Origin of the sequence: Porphyrobacter sp. HT-58-2 (genome assembly GCF_002952215.1) — a bacterium.
GTDB lineage: Bacteria > Pseudomonadota > Alphaproteobacteria > Sphingomonadales > Sphingomonadaceae > Erythrobacter.
The window spans coordinates 3,219,963-3,237,950 of the sequence record NZ_CP022600.1 but is presented as its reverse complement, the minus strand read 5'-3'; the positions used below and the strand labels follow the sequence as shown (position 1 = coordinate 3,237,950).

The following is a 17,988-nucleotide window of genomic DNA, read 5'->3' as shown; positions in this document are numbered from 1 at the left end:
GCACGCTCTAGGTTGTGCTCACGTCCATTACAGATCCGCGAGGCCTATCGCCGAAACGAAGGCAGCGTCGCTACCCCGCCCGCACCGTCCGCAGGAAACCGCGCACCTGATCGCCCAGATGCGCCGCCTGCGCTTCCAGCTCGTTGGCGCTCAACAGCACCTGAGAAGCCGCCGCGCCCGTGGACAGTGACAGCTGGCGCACATCCTCGATATGCGCACTGACCTTCTCGGTTCCGCGCGCCGCGAGGTCGATGCTCTGCGCCAGATCGCGGCCTGCGACCGATTGCTGGTCGACTGCGGTTGCGATGGAGACAGCAGTGGATTCGAGATCGCGCACCTGGCCTGCAATCGCCCGCAGCGCCTTGACGCTGGCACCGGTGGTGGTCTGCATGGCGCGGATCTGGTCGGCGACCTTTTCGGTCGCGCGACTGGTCTGCATGGCGAGCTCCTTGACCTCGCTGGCGACAACCGCGAACCCGCGCCCTGCCTCGCCGCCGCGCGCTGCTTCGATGCTGGCGTTGAGGGCGAGGAGGTTGGTGCGCTGGGCGATGGTCTGGATCAGCTCAACGATCTGGCCGACTTCCTCGGCCGATGCTGCCAAAGCCGAGATGGTTTCGTCCGCTTCGCCGGTCGCGACTGTGGCAAGCCGTGCCAATTCGCTGGAGGAGGCGGCCTGACGGCTGATCTCGCTGATCGATAAGGCGAATTCATCACTGGCGGCAGCAGCGGCAGTGGCACCAGCGTTGGCTTCTTCCATCGAGGCGGCGACTTCGCCAGTGCGGCGACTGGCTTCCTCTGCGCTTTGGGCCATGCGGCTGGCGGTGGTGTGGAGCTGGCTGGAAGCGGCCGCAACGCCGCTTACCACATCGCCGACGGTGCGTTCGAACTGGCGGGCGACATCATCGAGCAGCGCTGCGCGCTTGGCTTCGGCTTCGGCCCGCTCACGCTCGCGTTCCTGTTGCAGCTGCAATTCCTGCTCTGCGCGCTCCGAGCGTTCGCGGGCGCGGTCTTCCATCCACTTGTTCGCCTTCTTGAACAGGTCGAGTGCGCGGACCATCTGGCCCACTTCGTCCTCGCGATCGGCCCCTTCGACGGTGAAGTGGCGGTCACCCTCGGCCAGCTGGTTCATCCCGCCCGCGATTTCGACGATCTTGCGCGAAAAATCGCGCGACAGATAGGCAAGGCCGAGCATCAGCACCACCGCACCGATCGCGGCGAGGATGGCGAGTATCACGATCATGTTGAAGAAATAGGCGATCCCGCGGGCTTCCTGCGCTTCGCCGCGCGCGGCGATGGCGGCGGCGAGGCGGTCGCTGGCGGCCATCACGGCGCTGCCCTGCTGCGAGACATCGGCCGCAGCGGCATTCGCGCTCCCCCCGGCGCGCACGCTGTCACTGGCGGCGTCAAAGGTTGTTGCGAAGCTGACGAGCTCTTCGCGCACGTCGGCGACCCCGGTGGAGAGTTCGGGCAGATCCTTGCCGACAGCGGCCTCGATTGCAGTGATCTGGCTCAGCACGGCGCTCGCACTGCTGCGCTGGGCCTCGCGCAGAGCGCCGCTGCGATCATACAGCACGCGCACCGAATGATAACGCAGTTCCCCCGCACCCGATTGCAGCTGCCCGGCGGCGACCAGCGTTTCCTGCACGCGGGCCGAAGCATTGTAGCGGTTCCACAATTCGGTCAGACCGAGGCCGAGCACCAGCGTCATCAGCAGGCCGACGGCGAAGAATGTGCCGAAGATCGTGTTGATCTTGCGTGCCAGCGAGAGGTTGCGGAACCATGCGAGCCGTTCGAGCAGCGTGGTGCGCTGTGCAGCAGCACCCCCGCCCACCCCGCCGGGGCCATCCTGACGTTCGAGATCGACACGCAGGTCACGCACGAATTCGGGAACGGCCTGTTCCTCGCGGTGCTCCTGCCAGCTCATCATGTTCATGCCGCAATCCCCCGGGGCTCTGTTGCAAGCATTTGTGAAGGATATTCCTTTCCAAATGCTTGATTCTGGCCCGGCGGATTACGGGAATTTGCGGATCAGCCGGCGCGCACCCTTGCAAGGAAGTCCTGCACCTCGCCGCGCAGTCTGGCGGCCTGGGTTTCCAGACTGGTGGCGCTGAGCAGCACCTGACTTGCCGCTGCACCGGTCGAAAGCGCCATCTCGCGCACGCTGTCGATATGACCGGCGACCTTTTCAGTCCCGCGCGCGGCCAGATCGATGCTGCGCGCCAGATCATGCCCGGCGACCGACTGCTGATCGACAGCAGCCGCGATCGAGACAGCGGTCGTCTCAAGGCTTTCGATCTGAGCGGCGATAGTGCGCAGCGCGGTGACGCTGGCGTCGGTGGTGTCCTGCATCGCGCGGATCTGTTCGGAAACCTTCTCGGTCGCGCGGGACGTCTGGTTGGCGAGTTCCTTGACCTCGCTGGCGACGACCGCAAAGCCGCGCCCGGCCTCGCCCCCGCGTGCGGCTTCGATACTGGCGTTGAGGGCGAGCAGATTGGTGCGCTGGGCGATGGTGCGGATCAGCTCGACGATCTGCCCCACTTCCTCAGCCGATGCCGACAAGGCGCCGATGGTGCTGTCTGCCTGCCGCGCCGACAGGCTGGCTTCGCGCGCCAGCGTCGCGGATGAGGCGGCCTGACGGCTGATCTCGCCGATCGACATGGCGAATTCATCGCTGGCGGCGGCTGCTGCGGTTGCGCCGAGCGTTGCTTCCTCCATTGAGGCAGAGACCTCGCCCGTGCCGCGGCTGGTGCTTTCGGCGGTGCTCGCCATCAGGCTGGCGGTCGATTGCAGCTGGCTAGAGGCGGCGACGACACCGGTGACGACTTCGCCAACGGTGCGTTCGAACTGCTCAGCGATGCCTTGCAGCACCCGGTCGCGTTCAAGCCGCGCCTCTTCGGCGATGACCTGCATTCGCGCCTGTTCGTCAAGCTCGGCGCGGGCGCGGTCGGCGCGTTCACGGCTGAGCTTTTCCAGCCGCACGCCGGCGCGGTGGAACACTTCGGTGGCGCGCGCCATTGCGCCGATTTCGTCGAGCCGGTCCTTGCCGATGATCGCGATATCGCGCTGTCCTGCCGCAATGGCCGACATTTGGCGTGCCATCTCGGTCAGTGTCATCCCGACATTGCGGTTGAAATAGCGCTGCGCGAACAGAGTGATAAGCGTCAGAACTGTCGCCAGAGCGATCCACATGGCCAAAAGGTTGGAAATCAGCGCAGCGCCGTCATCAGCCATTGTGGCCGCCTGCTCGCCCAGCGTGGCGGTCATAGTGCGGGCCGTTTCCAGCACCGCGCCGCTGGCCGCGGCAATGGCGGCAGCATCGCGGCGACGGCTCGCGCTATCGCCGGTTTCCGGGTCGAATGCTGTCACCTGACGGTTGAGGTCGACGATACCCTGGCGGATCTGGACGAGGCGGTCATCGGCGATGATGCTGGTGCTGCGTGCATCATCGGTCAGTGCCGCAGCGGTGACACCGGCGCGGTCGAGCGCCTCGCGCGCAGCACGGGCGCGGGCAATGTTACCATCCACAACCAGCATTTCGGCATGGCGCTGGCTTTCGCTCAGCTGCACCAGCAGGCGTTCGGCCTTGAGCGCCTGATCATGTGTGATCCGGCTGCGTTCGGCCCGCTGGCCGAGTTCGACATAGCCGCCGACCACGAACAGTCCAGCCAGCAATGCAAGGCCTAGGTTGACGCTGAAGAACAGCGTGATCTTGCTGCCGATCGACAGCGCATCGAACCCGCGCCGCAAGCGGCCGCTGCGGGTGGCCTGCCCAGCGGGAGCCGCCGCGAGACTTTCCGCCGCTTCGGCTTCGAGATTGAGAGCGATATCCTGCAGCGCGCTCATGCCGCTTGCCCGCCCTTGCGGCTCTGCCCGGCGGCGCCGGCAGCAGTTGCGGCGTCCTGCGCCGCGATCAGCCGGTCGATCTCGGCCGCAGGCAGTGCGCGGTAGTAAAGCCAGCCCTGAATCTGGTCGCACCCGGCAAGACGGACGAGTTCGGCCTGTTCTTCGGTTTCGACACCCTCGGCTGTCACCCCCATGTCGAGCGCGCGGGCAAGCGCGATCGAGGACAGCATCATCGCCCGGCTGCCATCATCCACGCCCGCCAGTTCGACAAGGCTGCGGTCCAGCTTGAGCTTTTCGAACCGGAAGCGCCGCAGGAAGCCGATCGAGGCATAGCCGGTGCCGAAATCATCGAGCGCAATGCGCACGCCGAAGCTGCGGATCACGTCCAGCGTGCGTTCGGCCACCACCGGATCAAGCACAAGGCAGGTCTCGGTCACTTCCAGTTCCAACCGGTGCGGGGGGAAGTCGGTTTCTTCCAGCACTTCGCCCAGCTTGATCGGGAATTCGGCATTGCGCAGCTGTGCGGCCGAAATATTGACCGACAGCGTGATGTCGCCCCAGCGCAGCGCGTCGCACACGGCCTGACGCAGCACCCAGATGCCGAGCGGATTGATAAGCCCCGATTCCTCCGCCACCGGAATGAAGATATTGGGACCGAGCGGGTCGCGTTCCCCCCGGTCCCAGCGCAGCAGTGCTTCGACGGCGACGATGCGCGTATCTTCGGTGCTGACCAGCGGCTGATAGGCAAGGCTGAATTCGCCCGCAGCAATGCCGGTGCGGATTTCGTCCTCGATCTCGCGCATGCGCTCGCGGCGACGGTCGAAGCTTTCGTTGAACCAGGTGCAGCGCATCTTCCCGCCACGCTTCGACATCGACATGGCAACATCGGCGCGGCGCAGCATTTCCGAAGACGGCACCCGGCAATCGGGGGTCGACCGGGCAAGTCCGATACTGGCACCTACGGCAATATGGCGATGGCCGAGCGTGACCGGCGCGCCGAGCTGATCGAGCAGGGTGCGGCAGATCCCTTCAAGGATGGTGCCGGCCACCTTGCCACCCATCACGGCCGCGAATTCGTCACCGCCCAGCCGGTAGGCGCGCGCTTCATCGCCGCAGACAGCACTGAGCATTTGCGCGCATCTTTCGATCAGTTGGTCGCCGACAGCGTGGCCATAGTGATCATTGACCTGCTTGAAGCTGTCGAGATCAATGATCGCAAGCGCGACTTCCTCGCCAGTTTCGGACAATTGCTGCACATCTTCGTGCAAGGCATGGCGGTTGGGAAGATTGGTGAGGGGATCGGTGATCGCGCGCTTTTCCAGCCCGCGCACATTGGCAATGCCGCTTCGGCCGAGAAAGAAAAGTGCCGCTGCATAGATCAGGATCGCCGAAATCAGCAGTGCGCCATGCGATCCGATGACCCAGCGATCCGATAGGCTGACCGCCAGCATCAGCGCTCCGGTCATGACACAGGCCACCGCGATCGGGATCGCCACCAGGCCGGTGGGCGTCAGGTGCAGGGGTTGTTTCGCCTTGAACACGAACGGTTTTCCCGAAACGCGCGCCGGTCAGAGCACGCTGCCAACCGATTGTCCTAAAGATAAGCGGCTAACGAAGCGTAAAGCACGGGCCACGCGGGATCGCAGAAAATCCCGGAAAAGCGGCGTTTCAGGCCGTTTTGCGCAATGTTACGGTGGGTTGCGCGCAGGCTGGTTCAAAGAAGCTTGCGCGGCGTGAGGTGGGCACGAAGCGGTCGGTCTGGCCAACCACTGTCTCGCCCGCGCCCAGCATCAGGAAGCCATCGGGCATCACCGCACCGGACAGGCGGGCAAAGGCTTCGGTGCGGGTGGCGCGATCGAAATAGAGCAGCACGTTGCGGCACAGCACGAGGTCGAACGGGATCCGTCCGGGGTGCGGGCCGAGCATGTTGTGCTGGACAAAGCGCACCATCGCGCGGGCCTCCTGCCGCACTTGCCAGCCGCGCGGGGTCTCCTCGAAATGGCGGAGCATCTGTGTCACGCCCAGCCCGCGCTGGACTTCGAACTGGCTGTAGATGCCGCTGCGCGCGGCGTTGATCGCGCGGTGCGAGACATCGGTGCCGATGATGTCGATGGTCCAACCCTGCCAGCGTTCCTTCTGTTCGGCAAAGATCATCGCCAGCGAATAGACCTCCTGCCCGGTCGAACAGCCTGCCGACCAGATCGACAGGCGGCGCACGTCGCGGCGGCGTTCGGCCAGTTCGGGCAGGATTTCGGCGGGGAGCTGGTCGAAGGTCGGCTTGTCGCGGAAGAAATAGGTCTCGTTGTTGAGCAGCGCCTCGACCACTTCCTGTGCAAGGTCGGCGGTGCCGGGATCAGCGAGCAGGCAGACGAGCTGATCGACATTGCTGATGCCATGCGCGCGGAAAATCCCGGCGAGCGCCGAATTGACGCGCCAGCGCCGGCTCTCGGTCAGGTGCTGACCGGTGCGGGCTTCGAGCAGATCGGCTATGATCTGGTGGGAGGCTTCGCTGGCGTCCATCGCGTCCGGGCCTTAGCGCAGCGCCGCAGCGGTGGGGGCGGGTGCTGCACCGGTGCGCGCCATGACAGCATCGCCAAGCCGGTCCGGCGGAGCGATCAGGCTGGCGAGCCCGGCCCGCGCCACCGCGCCCGGCATGCCCCATACTGCGCTGGTATCGGCATCCTGCGCAAAGATCGCGCCGCCTGCATCGACCAGCGCCTGCGCGCCCAGCGCCCCGTCGCGGCCCATGCCCGACAGGATCACGCCAAGCGCGCGCCCTTCGCAGGCGTCGGCGAGACTGGCGAGCATAGGGTCGACCGAGGGCATGCAGCCGCTGGGGGAGGGTTCGGTGCAGATCCGGGTGACCAGCTCCGCCCCCTTGCGACGCAGGGTGAGGTGACCGTGGCCCGGCGCGATCAGGATGCGCCCCGGCGTCAGCACCATTGCATCCGCAGCGATCTCTGCCGGACGACCGCACGCAGTTTCGATCTGCCTCGCGAACACCGGCATGAAGGAACCGGGCAGGTGCTGGGTGATAAGGATCGGCAGATCGAACCCCGGCCCCATCTGGCGCAGCATCAGGCCGAGCGCGTGGATCCCGCCGGTCGAAGCGCCGATCGCGATCACGTCAGGCCGGCGGCCGCACGCGGCAATCCCAGGCCGCACGAAGCTCGGTGCGCCGGTCTGCGGTGTCTGGCGCATGGTCTGACCCCCGCCCGGGCTGGCGGCAGCCGTTTCGGCATGGTGCCAGCCGAGCGCGCGAATCTTGCCGAGCAACTGGGTGCGATATTCATCGGTGAACCCGCCCGGTCGCGGCTTCAGCAGCGTGTCCGCCGCCCCCATCCCCAGCGCAGCGAGCGTGTGTTCCGCCCCGTCCATCGTCAGCGACGACACCACCAGCACCTGCGGGCGACCGGGCGTTGCGAGGATCGCAGGCAGAGCGCCAAGCCCGCCCATGCCGGGCATTTCCAGATCAAGCAGCACCACGTCGGCGGGCGTAGCGGCCAGCTGTGCCAGCGCGCCTTCTGCGCTGCTGGCCGTGCCGGCGATCACCATCGCCGCGTCGCTTTCCACCATGCGCTTGAAGATCGTGCGGACGGTCAGCGAATCATCGACGATCATCACCCGGATCGCGGGTAGTGCGCCGCCGCTTCTGTCAGGGACGCGCCGGGCGCTGCCATCCGGAGCCGGAGGCAGGCGCGAAGGAGAGGTCGGAGCGCTCACGCAAACCCGACAAGCTGCAACTTGATCTGCAAGGTTTCGTGATCGAAGGGCTTCATTACATATTCGTCGGCCCCTGCGCTGATCGCCTGACGGATGTGCGCGACATCATTCTCGGTGGTGCAGAACACCACCTTGGGCTGATCGCCGCCGGGACGCTGGCGCAGATGGCCGAGGAATTCGATCCCCGTCATCACCGGCATATTCCAATCGAGCAGCACCACATCGGGCATCGCCGCATCGCAGGCATCCAGCGCCAGCTTGCCGTTTTCGGCTTCCTCCACGGCAAAGCCGAGAGTTTCGAGGATATGCCTCGAAACCTTGCGGATCACCCGGGAATCATCGACGACGAGGCACGTTTTCATGGCGGTTCCTGCGGTTTGAGCTCTGAACCTAGGTCGATCTGGTAAGCATAGGATTAAAGCCGCGCACGATCGGTTACGGTCATGCCGCTTCCTTGTCGCGGTGCGGGCTGTCCGGCCCGGCCAGCAGCGCGGGCAGATCAAGCAGCAGGGCAGGGCCTGCCATGGTCTCGATCATGCCCGTGGCAACGCGCGACCATTCCGCCCCGAACCCGCCGGGAATTTGGCCGACTTCGCCGACTGCGGTGGTGATGTCGTCGATTCCGTCGACCATAAGGGCATAGGAATGGCCGCTTTCGGCGACCACCACCGCACGATGATCGGTCGCCCAGATCGTCGCCTCCAGCCCCAGCGCGCGGCGGCAATCGATCACGGTCAGCGCCTGAGAGCGCAGCGCGGTGATACCCGCAATCCATGCGGGGGCGCGCGGGATCGGCGTGACGGCACCGATCTCGATCACCGATTTCACCTCCAGCGCCGACAGCGCGCAGCTGCGTCCGGCGATGCGGGCGATGACGAGAAGTTCTCCGGTCATGGCTTGCCTCCTGATCGGCCTGATCGACGCCGGGATGTGCCGGTGCCTCGGCTGACTGCGGCCAACGCGGCGAGCAGCCCGTCGCGATCATAGCGGTATATCGTCGGGCTGCCTTTCGGGGCATCGGGCTGATCGCGCAGGCGGATCACCGGGCCTTCGATACTGCGCCCCAGCGCCTCGGCAACCTCCCACATTTCTTCGAACATGATCGTCACCGCGCCGCTCCTTGCGGCATCCGCGGTCACGGCCTCATAGCCTGCAGCCTTCACCAGCGGGGCAAGGATGGTGCGCGCCCAGTCGCCTTCCGGCAGGATGCAGGCCGGGCGTTCGGTTGCAACCGGTGGCTCGCCATGGCGGGCGAACAGCGCGTGCGCGTCGATCAGCGTCACCGGCTGGCCGCCGATCAGCGTCATCGCCTCGGCCAGCGGATCTTCCGGCACCGGGGTCAGCGCCTCGGTCAGTTCGACCGCGTCTTCCACCTCACGCACCGCATGGAGCAGTTCGCACGCCCCGTCGCTGAGGCGCAGCAGGCGCACGCGGTGGTTGGAAAGCGGGCCTTCGGGCAGGCCGATCAGCGGCAGGATCAGCCCGTCGATCACCACCCGCGGGCGCGCGGCGGAACGGTCGATCGCGCTGGTCGGTGCGGTCTCGATGCGTTGCACCAGCTCAAGTCGGACGGCGCAGCGGCGCCCGGCGAAATCGGTGAACAGCATCGCGCGCGGCGCGTCAGCGGCGATGGCGTCGGCGTCGGCATCCTGCGGGCCGATCACCCTTGCGCGGTTTTCGCTCAGCAGATGATGCTGCGCGGCGATATTGGTGACATCGAGCAGCAGCACCGGCTGGCCATCATCGAGCAGCGTCGATCCGGCATAAAGGCCCGACCGCATCACGGCAGGCGCCAGCGGCTTGACCACCAGATCGCCGTGATTGTGGATGCCCTCCACCGCCAGCGCGAACAGATCGCCGCTGGCAAGGCGCAGCATCACGAGGGTTGGTTCGGCAGCGGCGGATTCGTCTGCGGCAAGCCCCAGCACCTCGCCCAGCATCAGGCACGGCACGCGTTCGCCCCGGAAGGTGACGAGCGCGGTTTCCCCCATGCGGGTCATGTCGAGCGCCTTGGCCGAGGCCTGGACGATTTCCTCGACATAGGATTGCGGGATGGCAAAACGGTGTCCGGCGACTTCGACCGTCAGCCCGGCGATGATGCTGAGCGTGAGCGGAATCTGGAGCGTGAACACGGTGCCATTGCCCGGCGTGCTTGCCACCTTGATGCTGCCGCCGACCTTTTCGAGATTCTGGCGCACCACATCGAGCCCGACGCCTCTGCCCGAGACATTGCTGACTGTCTCAGCGGTGGAGAAGCCGGGTTCGAATATGAGGTTCAGCACGCGGTCGCGGCTCATCGCGGCGCGTTCTGCCGGCGTGATGAGGCCGGTGGCGATGGCCTTGGCGGCGATGCGTTCCTCGTCCAGCCCGCGCCCGTCATCGGAAATGGCGATCGCAATCGTGTTGCCCGACTGGCGCGCCGAAATCGCCAGCAGGCCGATTTCGTGCTTGCCCGCAGCAAGGCGGGCTGCCGGGGTTTCGATCCCGTGGTCGATGGCGTTGCGTATGATGTGGGTGAGCGGATCGCGGACGGTCTCGATCATCTCGCGGTCAAGCTCCACCTCGCCGCCGTCAAGATCGACGATGACCTGCTTGCCGAGGTCGGTGGCCAGATCGCGCACCAGCCGGGGCAGGACGCCCATCAGGGTTTCGATCCGCTGCATCCGCATCCGGGTGATCGCGTCGCGCACGTCGGACAGGATGGTGGTGAGCCGCTCGAAGGGGCCGTCGATGGTCGGCTGGTTGCCCGCCTGCCGCAGCCGGTGGGCAAGATCGTTGCGGGCCAGCACCATGTCGGACACGCCGCTCATGACCCGGTCGAGCAACTCCACCGGCAGCCGGATGGTGCGCTGGCCGGAGGCATGCTGGGCGGCGGGATCGCTGCGGCGGGTGGGCGCGGCGTGATCGTCACTGGTGGCGGCTTGCGCGGGTTTGGCGGGCGTCAGATCGGGGTCAGGTGGCTGCTTGCCCCCCTCTTGACCCCCGTCAGCCCCCCCTTCGTACCCCGTTTTCGCGGGTGTTTCATGTGAAACATCGAGCCGTGCGATCAGGCTTTCATCATCGCCTTCGGGCAAGGTCTCGCCCGCCTCGATGGCATCAACCATCGCCGCGATCCGGTCGATGATGGCAAGCACCGCGGTGACCAGCGCGCTGTCCGGCTCGCGCCTGCCAGCGCGGCAATCGGCCAGTGCATCCTCGGCAGCGTGGGACAGGGCGGCAAGGCGCGGGAAGTCGAAGAAGCCGCAATTGCCCTTCACCGTGTGGACAAAGCGGAAGATCGCATCAAGGCGCGCACGATCGGTTGGATCGGTCTCCCAGGCGACGAGTTCGCCGCTGGAGGCTTCCAACATTTCACGGGTCTCGGCGATGAATTCCGCCAGCAGATCGTCCATCAGGTTGCGCGCCCTTTTGCCGTTCGGGACGCTTCATGCACAGGGGTTGGTTAATAACCGCCTAGCGCGCGACCCATGCCGGGGTCTTGGCAATGAAAATATGGCGCACCAGCACCACGGCCGAAACCGCGCCAAACAGGTTGGCCGCGAGTTCGGCGGTGAAGATGCCCGCGCTCCCCATGCCCGGCTGGAGCACCAGCGCCACCGGCAGCATCACCAGAAACACCCGCGCGACCGATTGCAGCAGCGCAAAGGCGGCCTTGTCGACCGCGTTCATGATTCCGTTGCCGACGATCAGTAGGCCGAACCCCGCATAGCCCCATGCAGCGATTTTGAGGTACAGGTCGAATTCGGCTATTACCTTGTGATCGCTTGTGAAAATCTGCGCGAGCGTGGCTCCGCCAGCCATCATGGCAAGGGCCACCAGCAGGCCCCAGGCGATGCAGAAACCCCCCGCATAAAGGGTCGCCTCGCGCGCTCGGTCGAACCTGCCTGCGCCCCAGTTCTGCCCGACAATCGCCCCGATTGCGCCCGAAAGGCCAAGCAGCGGGACAATGACAAAGCTCTGCAAGCGCCCCGCCGCCCCGAAGCCGGCGACCGCCGCCTCGCCCTCCAGCGCGACCAGCGCGGTCAGGATCGACAGGCCCAAGGGGTTGATGGCATTGGAGAAAGCAGCCGGCAGGCCGACGCGGGTGATCGCCTTGGCGGAATCAAGCAGATTGCAATTGCGCAAGGCACCAAGGTCGAGCGGCAGGCTCGTGCCACGCAGCAGCCACAGCGCGGTCAGGACGCCTACGCTCCAGCCGATCAGCGTGGCATAGGCCGATCCGGCAATGCCGAAGCCCTTGAAACCAAAGGCTCCGGTGATCAGGATGGGGTTGAGCACCATGTTGGCGGCGGCATAGGCAATGCTGACTGTGCTGGTGCGCTTGGCCTCCCCCTGACCGCGCAGCACGCCGTTGAAACCCATGATCGCAAGGCTCAGCGGGAAACCGCAGGCATAGGGCGTCATATAGGCGCGGATCAGCGGCATCAGTGCGTCCGGCGCGTTCATCGCGGTGAAGATCGGGTCGATCGCGAGCCAGAGCGAGAGGCCCATCAGCACGCCGCAGGCAATGGCAAAGACAATCCCGAAATTGGCGCGCCGCGCGGCGCGTTCAAAATCGTCTTCACCCAGCGCACGGGCGACCACCGAATTGATCCCCACCATCACCCCCACGCCCAGCGAGGTGCTGGCGACCGCGACGGGAAAAATGAAGCTGATCGCGGCGAGCGGCGCGCTGCCGAGCTGACCGATGAAATAGGCGTCGACAATCCCGATCGACATGATCGCGGCCACGCCGATCACCGCAGGCAAGGTCTGGCTGACAAGATGCCCGGGGATGCTGCCGCTGACGAGACGGGCGGAGGATGAGCCGGGCGCGTTCATTCCGACCAACGCCTAGCGCGGGGCGCGCTGCTTGCAAAGCATTCCCTGAGCGTGCGATAGGACGAGCAAGGACAGACGGAGAGGACACCTCATGGCCACCCAGCTCAAGCCCACAATTGAATGCAGCAAGGAAGAGTGGCAGGCGCGCCTGGATCTAGCGGCCTGTTACCGCATCTTCGACCACCTCGGCTGGTCGGAATCGATCTACAACCACATTTCGGTCAAGGTGCCGGGGGAGGAGGATACGTTCCTCATCAATCCCTTCGGCCTGCTTTATGACGAGGTGACGGCGAGCAACCTCGTCAAGATCGATGTCGAGGGCAACAATGTCGGCGGTTCGCCCTACATGGTGAACAAGGCGGGCTTCACGCAGCATGCCTATTTCCACAAGCATCTGGGCGACAAGGCGGCGGCGATCTGCCACGTCCACACCACTGCGACGATGGCGGTGTGCAGCCACAAGGATGGGCTGCTGCCGACCAATTTCTACGCCTGCAATTTCCAGGGCCAGATCGGCTATCATGATTTCGAGGGTGTAACCGTGCGCGCCGAGGAGGGCGAGCGGCTGGTCCAGAACCTTGGCAATCATTCGATCCTGATGCTGCGCAATCACGGCCCGGTTGTGATGGACCGCACCATCCCCGGCATGTTCGTCAAGATGTGGGCCTTGCAGCGCGCCTGCGAGATCCAGGTGGCGACGCTCTCGATGGGCAATCCGAACCTCGTCCCGCAGGAGGTGGTCGACGTTCACCAGCGCGATCTTTCGGTGATGAGCGGGCAGGGCGGCGCGGGCCTGTTCGATTTCGAGGCGTGGAAGCGCAAGATCGACAGGATCGACGACAGCTGGCGCCAGTAAGCCGCTAGGACGCTTCGATGTCCCGCATGACCGTCAACGAGCGGCCGGTCGAGTTTGATCTCGATCCGCGGATGCCGCTGCTCTATGCGCTGCGTGAGGCGATGAACCTCACCGGCACCAAGGCGTGTGGCGGGGGCGAGTGCGGCGGCGCCTGCATGGTACTGGTCGACGGGGTGGCGCTCAGATCGTGCAAGATCACGCTGGCCGAGGCTGAGGGGCGGATCATCACCACAATCGAGGGCCTCAGCCGTGATCGCTCTCACCCAGTGCAGCAGGCGATGGTGGCACAGCAAGCGATCCAGTGCGGCTATTGCACGCCAGGGATCGTCATTGCGGCCGCTGCACTGCTTCAGCGCAACCCCGCGCCCACGCGTGAGGACATCGACGCAGCGTTGCCGAATATCTGCCGGTGCGGGGTCTATCCGCGGCTGGTCAAGGCGGTGGAACAGGCAGGGCGCGTGATCCGGCGGCAAGAGCGCATCAGCGCGGCCCCTGCTCCGGGGATCAGTGCCGAAGACGCCGCCAAAGCCGTTCCGGCCCTGCGCGTGGCAGAGCCGGCACCGGAATAATGTGTCAGAACCGACCCACGATCGTGAACCGCGCGTTCAGCGGCGGAGCCACTGTGAGTTCATCCGCCGAATGCGCATTGGGGAAGTAGAGTTCGTCGAACAGGTTTTCGACATTGACCTGCAGGCGCAGGCTGTCGTTCAGCTGATAGGACACGGCTAGGTCGACACGGGCATAGGCGGGCAGGGTGGCGGTATTCCCGTTGTCGGCGAAGGTTTCATCCTGAGCCGTCAGGCCGATGCCGATGCCGAGCCTGTCGGTTGCCTGGAAATTGTTCCAGATCGAGAACATATGCTCTGGCAGTTCACGCACCCGGCGGCCCGTCGGGCCGGTGCGGCTCTGCTGTTCGCCATCGAGGTAGGAGTAACCCGCCGACAGGAACCAGCCTGGGGTTACCTGGCCCTGAAGCTGGGCTTCGAACCCGCGGATCTTGCTGTCGATCACATCGAGCGTGTCGGGGTTGTTGTCTGCCGGCTGAGGCGATGACTGCTCAATCTGGAAAGCAGCCGCTGTCAGCGCGAGGCCTGGGCGGATGTCCCATTTCACGCCGGCTTCAAGATTGGAGAAGGTGTCCGGGTCGAGCGCGTCATTGGGGGGATTGATATCGGCGAACTGATCGCCCGACCGTGGCAGGAAGGTTTCGGAATAGCTGGTGTAAAGTGAGAGGTTTTCCTGCGGCTTGAGGATCAGCCCGAGGCGCGGGGTAATTTCTTCGTCCTTGCGCGTGCGCACCGTGCCGGTCCGATTATCCAGCACTGTGATCTCGAAGGAATCGAAGCGAGCACCCAGCACCAGACGCAGCCAGTCTGCCACCTTCACCTCGTCCTGGATATAGGCCGAAATCACGGTGAGATCGGCCTCAGTATCATCATTCAATGAAGTGAAGCCGAAGCGTGTGGTCCGCCCGTCCGCCAGCGTGCCGACACCGCCGCGCATCGCGAGCGGACGCGTGGCGTTGAAGAATTCGACATCGGCCCGACGGCCATCGCTCACAGCGGTGTCGAAAACGGCGTTGAGGCGGTCATTGTTGTTGCTCGTGTCGATGAATTCGGCACCGAGGATCAACGTGTGACCGATCTCGCCCGTGTCGAATTCCCCGATAAGATTGCCAGACATGACAAGGTTCTGGCGCTGGCCGTTGTCGATGTACCCATCCATCGCTACCACATTGGTCGCCGGGTTATAGCCGACGGGAAAGTAGTTGGCGTAGGTCTTGTCGTAGTCGCCCCAGGAGGCAGTGAAATTGGCCTTCAGGTTGTCGGAGAAGTTGTGCTGCAACGTGCCGCGCAGGACGTGAGCTTCGAAGGTCGCGTAATTGTTCTGCGGATCTGCGAAGGTAATGCGCCGCAGTGCGCGTACCGGATCGCCATTGTCGTCGGTGGGGATGCCACGATCAATGAAACGTTCGTGGTTGAGGTATTCATAGGACAGGTCGATTGTTGTCGCCGTTCCAAGTTCAGCCCGGAAAGTGGGGTTCACGCTGATCTGTTCACCATCGTAAAGATCACGGTGATTCTTGAGGCTTTCATAGGCTGCGTTGACCCGGAGGGCCGAGGATCCGCTCGTTGCAAGGTTGAGGTCGGCCCAGATGTCGAAAGCACCGAAAGTGTCGACTGAGGCACGCACGCCGGTGAAGGTTTCGCCTACCACACCCTTCTTGGCGACGCGGTTGAGAATGCCGCCGGTGCCGCCGCGTCCGAACAGCAGCGCGTTGGGCCCGCGCAGGATTTCGACCTGTTCGAGGTTGTACAGCCCGCGGTAATACTCGACATCATCGCGTACCCCATCGACGAAGAAATCGGCGGTCGAGCGCACACCGCGAAACACCACGGAATCGCGGTGGCCTTCACCCTGGGAATTTGTAACGCCGGGGGTGTAGAGCACGATGTCGCCGACGGAATCGAAGCCTTGCCGCACGATCTGGTCAGCGGTGGTGATGCTGAGCGATTGCGGCACGTCGATGATCGGCGTGGGCGTGCGCGTCGCGTTCATCTGGTTGGCATAGAGCACATCGCCGGTGACGACGATGTTCGGCAGGCGTTGGTCACCATCATCCGAACTTGCATCAGAAGTTACGGTCGCCGCCTCGTTTACGTCCGCAAGCGCGGTACTTTCAGCAAGGGCCGGGAAGGCGATGCTGGCGCAGCTGAGCAGCAAGGTGGTACGCGACAAATCGAGAATCATATGAAGAGGCCTTTTGGACAAGCTGGGCGACCGGCTATTGCAAACAATTCGCATCTGCAAGCTCTGCTAGGCCTTGAAATTGATAATCATCAAACTGTGGTATTCGGGCCACGGCTTATCTATCGGCGGTGGCGCTAGGCCATCAGAGGAGGGCGAGAATGAAAGCGACGATCTGGCACAACCCCGCTTGTGGTACATCGAGGAAGACGCTTGCGATCCTCGAGAACCTCAGTCGCGTCGATGTAACGGTCGTAGAGTATCTCAAGACCCCGCCGACGGCCGAAAAACTAGCCCAACTCTACCGTGATGCCGGGATCAGGCCCCAGCAGGGGCTGCGCCTCCGCGGCACCGATGCAGCGGAACGCGGCCTGCCTGATGCAGATGATGCGGCTGTACTGGCCGCTATGGTGGCTGACCCGATCCTGATCGAACGTCCGCTGGTGGAAACCGACAAGGGCGTTCGCCTGTGTCGCCCGCAGGATGTTGTGCTGGAGATCCTCTAGTTTAGCGTGGCCGCGTCCTCGGGGATATCCTCCGTGGGTTTCAAACCCTGCGGGCTTGAGCGCCCACGGCGCGCGCGGTCGCGCCTTGCGGCGTCCCGGTCGCCCGTCACCGTGAGGGAACTAGGCCCGCTCCCGCGTGAGATCACGGTCCGCCTGCAACTTGAACCACCCATGCACCAGCACGGCGAGGCAAAGCACCACGATCAAACCGAACCCTAGCCACTCCGAATGGCCGTAGAGCCACACGCCGAGCGCCGGGGCATAAATGTAGCTCGCCCCCGCAAGGCTGGCGACGATGCCTGATGCCTGCCCCTGTTCGCTGCGGGTGACGGCAAGCGATGTGCCTGCCGTGGTGCCAGGCCGGAACAGGCCAAAGCCCAGCGACGCGATGGCGTATCCCAGGGCTATGAGGTGCAAATCGCCCGCCACCGCCAGCAGCACCGTGCCGAACGCCGCCGCCGTGATGCCCCACAAGGTTGCTGCGCGCGGACCCAGATTGAAGCGCGGGATCAAGCCCCATTGTGCCAGCAGCGTCGCGATTGCCCCGCTCATCAACACCAGCCCGACTGGTCCTGCGCCCTCTGTCGGCGTGCCGCGCAGTCCAAGACGGTCAAGCACCAGAAAGCCTGCTATGCCCAGAACCATAGCCTGCGCATGGCCACCGAATAATCCTGCGAAGACCCACGGGCGCAGGCGAGGATCGCGCCATGACAGGCGCGGCAACTCGCCTTGGGGCGCGCCCGTGTCCTCGCTTTCCGAGGTGTCCTGCGGATCGACCGGCGCGCCCGAGCCGCTCGATGAATAGGCCACCGCCTCGCCTCTGGCCGCGAATTGCGGTTCGTCATCGGGCAGGCGCAAGCGCAGCAGCACCAGCGCGACAACACCGATTGCGGCAAAGCACAGGAATGGCCCCGTCAGCCCGATCCCTAGGAAGGGCAGCACCATCAACGGTGCCAGTGCCGGGCCGATCACGGTTCCGAGCCCGAAGCTCGATGCGATCAGCGAAAGCGCCTGCGTGCGCTCCGACCGCGGCGTTCGGGCGGCGACATAGGCCTGCACCGCCGGGGGGGCTGCACTGCCGAACCCGCCATAGAGGCTCCGTGCGGCGGCAAAGGCGATCAGCGTCCAGAACGCGGTCATCCACCCTGCCAGACCTGCCCAAAGGGCCGCGCCGCACAGCACGAAAGAAGTAATGAAGCCCACAAGGCCAAGCGCCATCATCGCCTTGCGACCGCGCTTGTCCGAACGCCGCGCCCAGAATGGTGCGCATACGACCCACAAAAGCGCCGACCAGCTATAGGCGAGGCTGATCCACACGTCGGCGACACCCAGTGCCGTGCCGATCGAAGGCATGACCGATTGCATCGCGGTATTGCCCGCTGCCGTGACAAGCATGACCATGAACAGCAGGGCCATGCGCCCCGCCGGGATCGTACTGGCACCCGAGCCACCCGGTCGGGAGAGCTTTGCCTGTCGGTCGGTCTCGGCCAT

The 17,988-nt window shown here is 64.9% G+C and carries 14 protein-coding genes; 3 read left to right on the top strand and 11 right to left on the bottom strand.

Annotation, left to right across the window (positions count from 1 at the left end):
• Positions 1-70 precede the first annotated feature (70 nt).
• From CHX26_RS15300 to CHX26_RS15260, 9 genes are all read right to left on the bottom strand, one after another.
• Positions 71-1,933: a methyl-accepting chemotaxis protein gene (locus tag CHX26_RS15300; protein ID WP_104943118.1), complete on the bottom strand. Its 1,863-nt coding sequence runs from the start codon at positions 1,931-1,933 to the stop codon at positions 71-73.
• Positions 1,934-2,028: 95 nt separating this feature from the next.
• Positions 2,029-3,843 carry a methyl-accepting chemotaxis protein gene (locus CHX26_RS15295; protein ID WP_233997197.1) on the bottom strand — a complete coding sequence of 605 codons (1,815 nt, stop codon included), beginning with the start codon at positions 3,841-3,843 and terminating at the stop codon, positions 2,029-2,031.
• Positions 3,840-5,384 (bottom strand): putative bifunctional diguanylate cyclase/phosphodiesterase, encoded by a 1,545-nt coding sequence (locus CHX26_RS15290; RefSeq protein ID WP_233997196.1) that lies wholly within the window; start codon positions 5,382-5,384, stop codon positions 3,840-3,842. The genes CHX26_RS15295 and CHX26_RS15290 overlap by 4 nt, the downstream gene beginning before the upstream one ends.
• 127 nt (positions 5,385-5,511) lie before the next feature.
• On the bottom strand, positions 5,512-6,363 hold the full coding sequence (locus CHX26_RS15285) for a CheR family methyltransferase (protein ID WP_104943117.1): 852 nt from the start codon (positions 6,361-6,363) through the stop codon (positions 5,512-5,514).
• Between the two features lie 12 nt (positions 6,364-6,375).
• A complete protein-coding gene (cheB, locus tag CHX26_RS15280; protein ID WP_233997195.1) occupies positions 6,376-7,566 on the bottom strand; it encodes a chemotaxis-specific protein-glutamate methyltransferase CheB in 1,191 nt (396 codons plus the stop codon).
• On the bottom strand, positions 7,563-7,928 hold the full coding sequence (locus CHX26_RS15275) for a response regulator (protein WP_104943115.1): 366 nt from the start codon (positions 7,926-7,928) through the stop codon (positions 7,563-7,565). Before CHX26_RS15275 ends, cheB begins: the two co-directional genes overlap by 4 nt.
• Before the next feature lie 79 nt (positions 7,929-8,007).
• Positions 8,008-8,460 (bottom strand): chemotaxis protein CheW, encoded by a 453-nt coding sequence (locus CHX26_RS15270; RefSeq protein ID WP_104943114.1) that lies wholly within the window; start codon positions 8,458-8,460, stop codon positions 8,008-8,010.
• Positions 8,457-10,958 (bottom strand): chemotaxis protein CheA, encoded by a 2,502-nt coding sequence (locus CHX26_RS15265; RefSeq protein WP_104943113.1) that lies wholly within the window; start codon positions 10,956-10,958, stop codon positions 8,457-8,459. The genes CHX26_RS15270 and CHX26_RS15265 overlap by 4 nt, the downstream gene beginning before the upstream one ends.
• 61 nt (positions 10,959-11,019) lie before the next feature.
• Entirely contained in the window at positions 11,020-12,387 is a 1,368-nt protein-coding gene (locus CHX26_RS15260; RefSeq protein ID WP_104943112.1) for an MATE family efflux transporter, read from the bottom strand.
• Between the two features lie 91 nt (positions 12,388-12,478).
• On the opposite strand from CHX26_RS15260, the gene CHX26_RS15255 reads away from it, so the two are divergent.
• Positions 12,479-13,243: a class II aldolase/adducin family protein gene (locus CHX26_RS15255; RefSeq protein WP_104943111.1), complete on the top strand. Its 765-nt coding sequence runs from the start codon at positions 12,479-12,481 to the stop codon at positions 13,241-13,243.
• A gap of 17 nt (positions 13,244-13,260) precedes the next feature.
• Positions 13,261-13,812 (top strand): (2Fe-2S)-binding protein, encoded by a 552-nt coding sequence (locus tag CHX26_RS15250; protein ID WP_104943110.1) that lies wholly within the window; start codon positions 13,261-13,263, stop codon positions 13,810-13,812.
• Positions 13,813-13,816: 4 nt separating this feature from the next.
• Here the strand turns inward: CHX26_RS15250 and CHX26_RS15245 are convergent, their stop codons facing one another.
• Positions 13,817-15,994: a TonB-dependent receptor gene (locus CHX26_RS15245; RefSeq protein WP_104943109.1), complete on the bottom strand. Its 2,178-nt coding sequence runs from the start codon at positions 15,992-15,994 to the stop codon at positions 13,817-13,819.
• 158 nt (positions 15,995-16,152) lie between these two features.
• Here CHX26_RS15245 and CHX26_RS15240 point away from each other — a divergent pair, with 158 nt between their 5' ends.
• Positions 16,153-16,497, top strand: a complete 345-nt coding sequence (locus CHX26_RS15240) for an ArsC/Spx/MgsR family protein (protein ID WP_104943108.1) — start codon at positions 16,153-16,155, stop codon at positions 16,495-16,497.
• 120 nt (positions 16,498-16,617) lie between these two features.
• Here CHX26_RS15240 and CHX26_RS15235 read toward each other — a convergent pair whose 3' ends face one another.
• Positions 16,618-17,988 carry an MFS transporter gene (locus tag CHX26_RS15235; RefSeq protein ID WP_104943107.1) on the bottom strand — a complete coding sequence of 457 codons (1,371 nt, stop codon included), beginning with the start codon at positions 17,986-17,988 and terminating at the stop codon, positions 16,618-16,620.

Excerpts from the sequence above, each read along its gene's own strand:
- CHX26_RS15300 (WP_104943118.1), bottom strand. The coding sequence starts at position 1,933 with ATGAACATGATGAGCTGGCAGGAGCACCGCGAGGAACAGGCCGTTCCC.
- CHX26_RS15295 (WP_233997197.1), bottom strand. The coding sequence starts at position 3,843 with ATGAGCGCGCTGCAGGATATCGCTCTCAATCTCGAAGCCGAAGCGGCG.
- CHX26_RS15285 (WP_104943117.1), bottom strand. The coding sequence starts at position 6,363 with ATGGACGCCAGCGAAGCCTCCCACCAGATCATAGCCGATCTGCTCGAA.
- CHX26_RS15275 (WP_104943115.1), bottom strand. The coding sequence starts at position 7,928 with ATGAAAACGTGCCTCGTCGTCGATGATTCCCGGGTGATCCGCAAGGTT.
- CHX26_RS15270 (WP_104943114.1), bottom strand. The coding sequence starts at position 8,460 with ATGACCGGAGAACTTCTCGTCATCGCCCGCATCGCCGGACGCAGCTGC.
- CHX26_RS15265 (WP_104943113.1), bottom strand. The coding sequence starts at position 10,958 with ATGGACGATCTGCTGGCGGAATTCATCGCCGAGACCCGTGAAATGTTG.
- CHX26_RS15260 (WP_104943112.1), bottom strand. The coding sequence starts at position 12,387 with ATGAACGCGCCCGGCTCATCCTCCGCCCGTCTCGTCAGCGGCAGCATC.
- CHX26_RS15255 (WP_104943111.1), top strand. The coding sequence starts at position 12,479 with ATGGCCACCCAGCTCAAGCCCACAATTGAATGCAGCAAGGAAGAGTGG.
- CHX26_RS15250 (WP_104943110.1), top strand. The coding sequence starts at position 13,261 with ATGTCCCGCATGACCGTCAACGAGCGGCCGGTCGAGTTTGATCTCGAT.
- CHX26_RS15245 (WP_104943109.1), bottom strand. The coding sequence starts at position 15,994 with ATGATTCTCGATTTGTCGCGTACCACCTTGCTGCTCAGCTGCGCCAGC.
- CHX26_RS15240 (WP_104943108.1), top strand. The coding sequence starts at position 16,153 with ATGAAAGCGACGATCTGGCACAACCCCGCTTGTGGTACATCGAGGAAG.
- CHX26_RS15235 (WP_104943107.1), bottom strand. The coding sequence starts at position 17,988 with ATGGCCGAGACCGACCGACAGGCAAAGCTCTCCCGACCGGGTGGCTCG.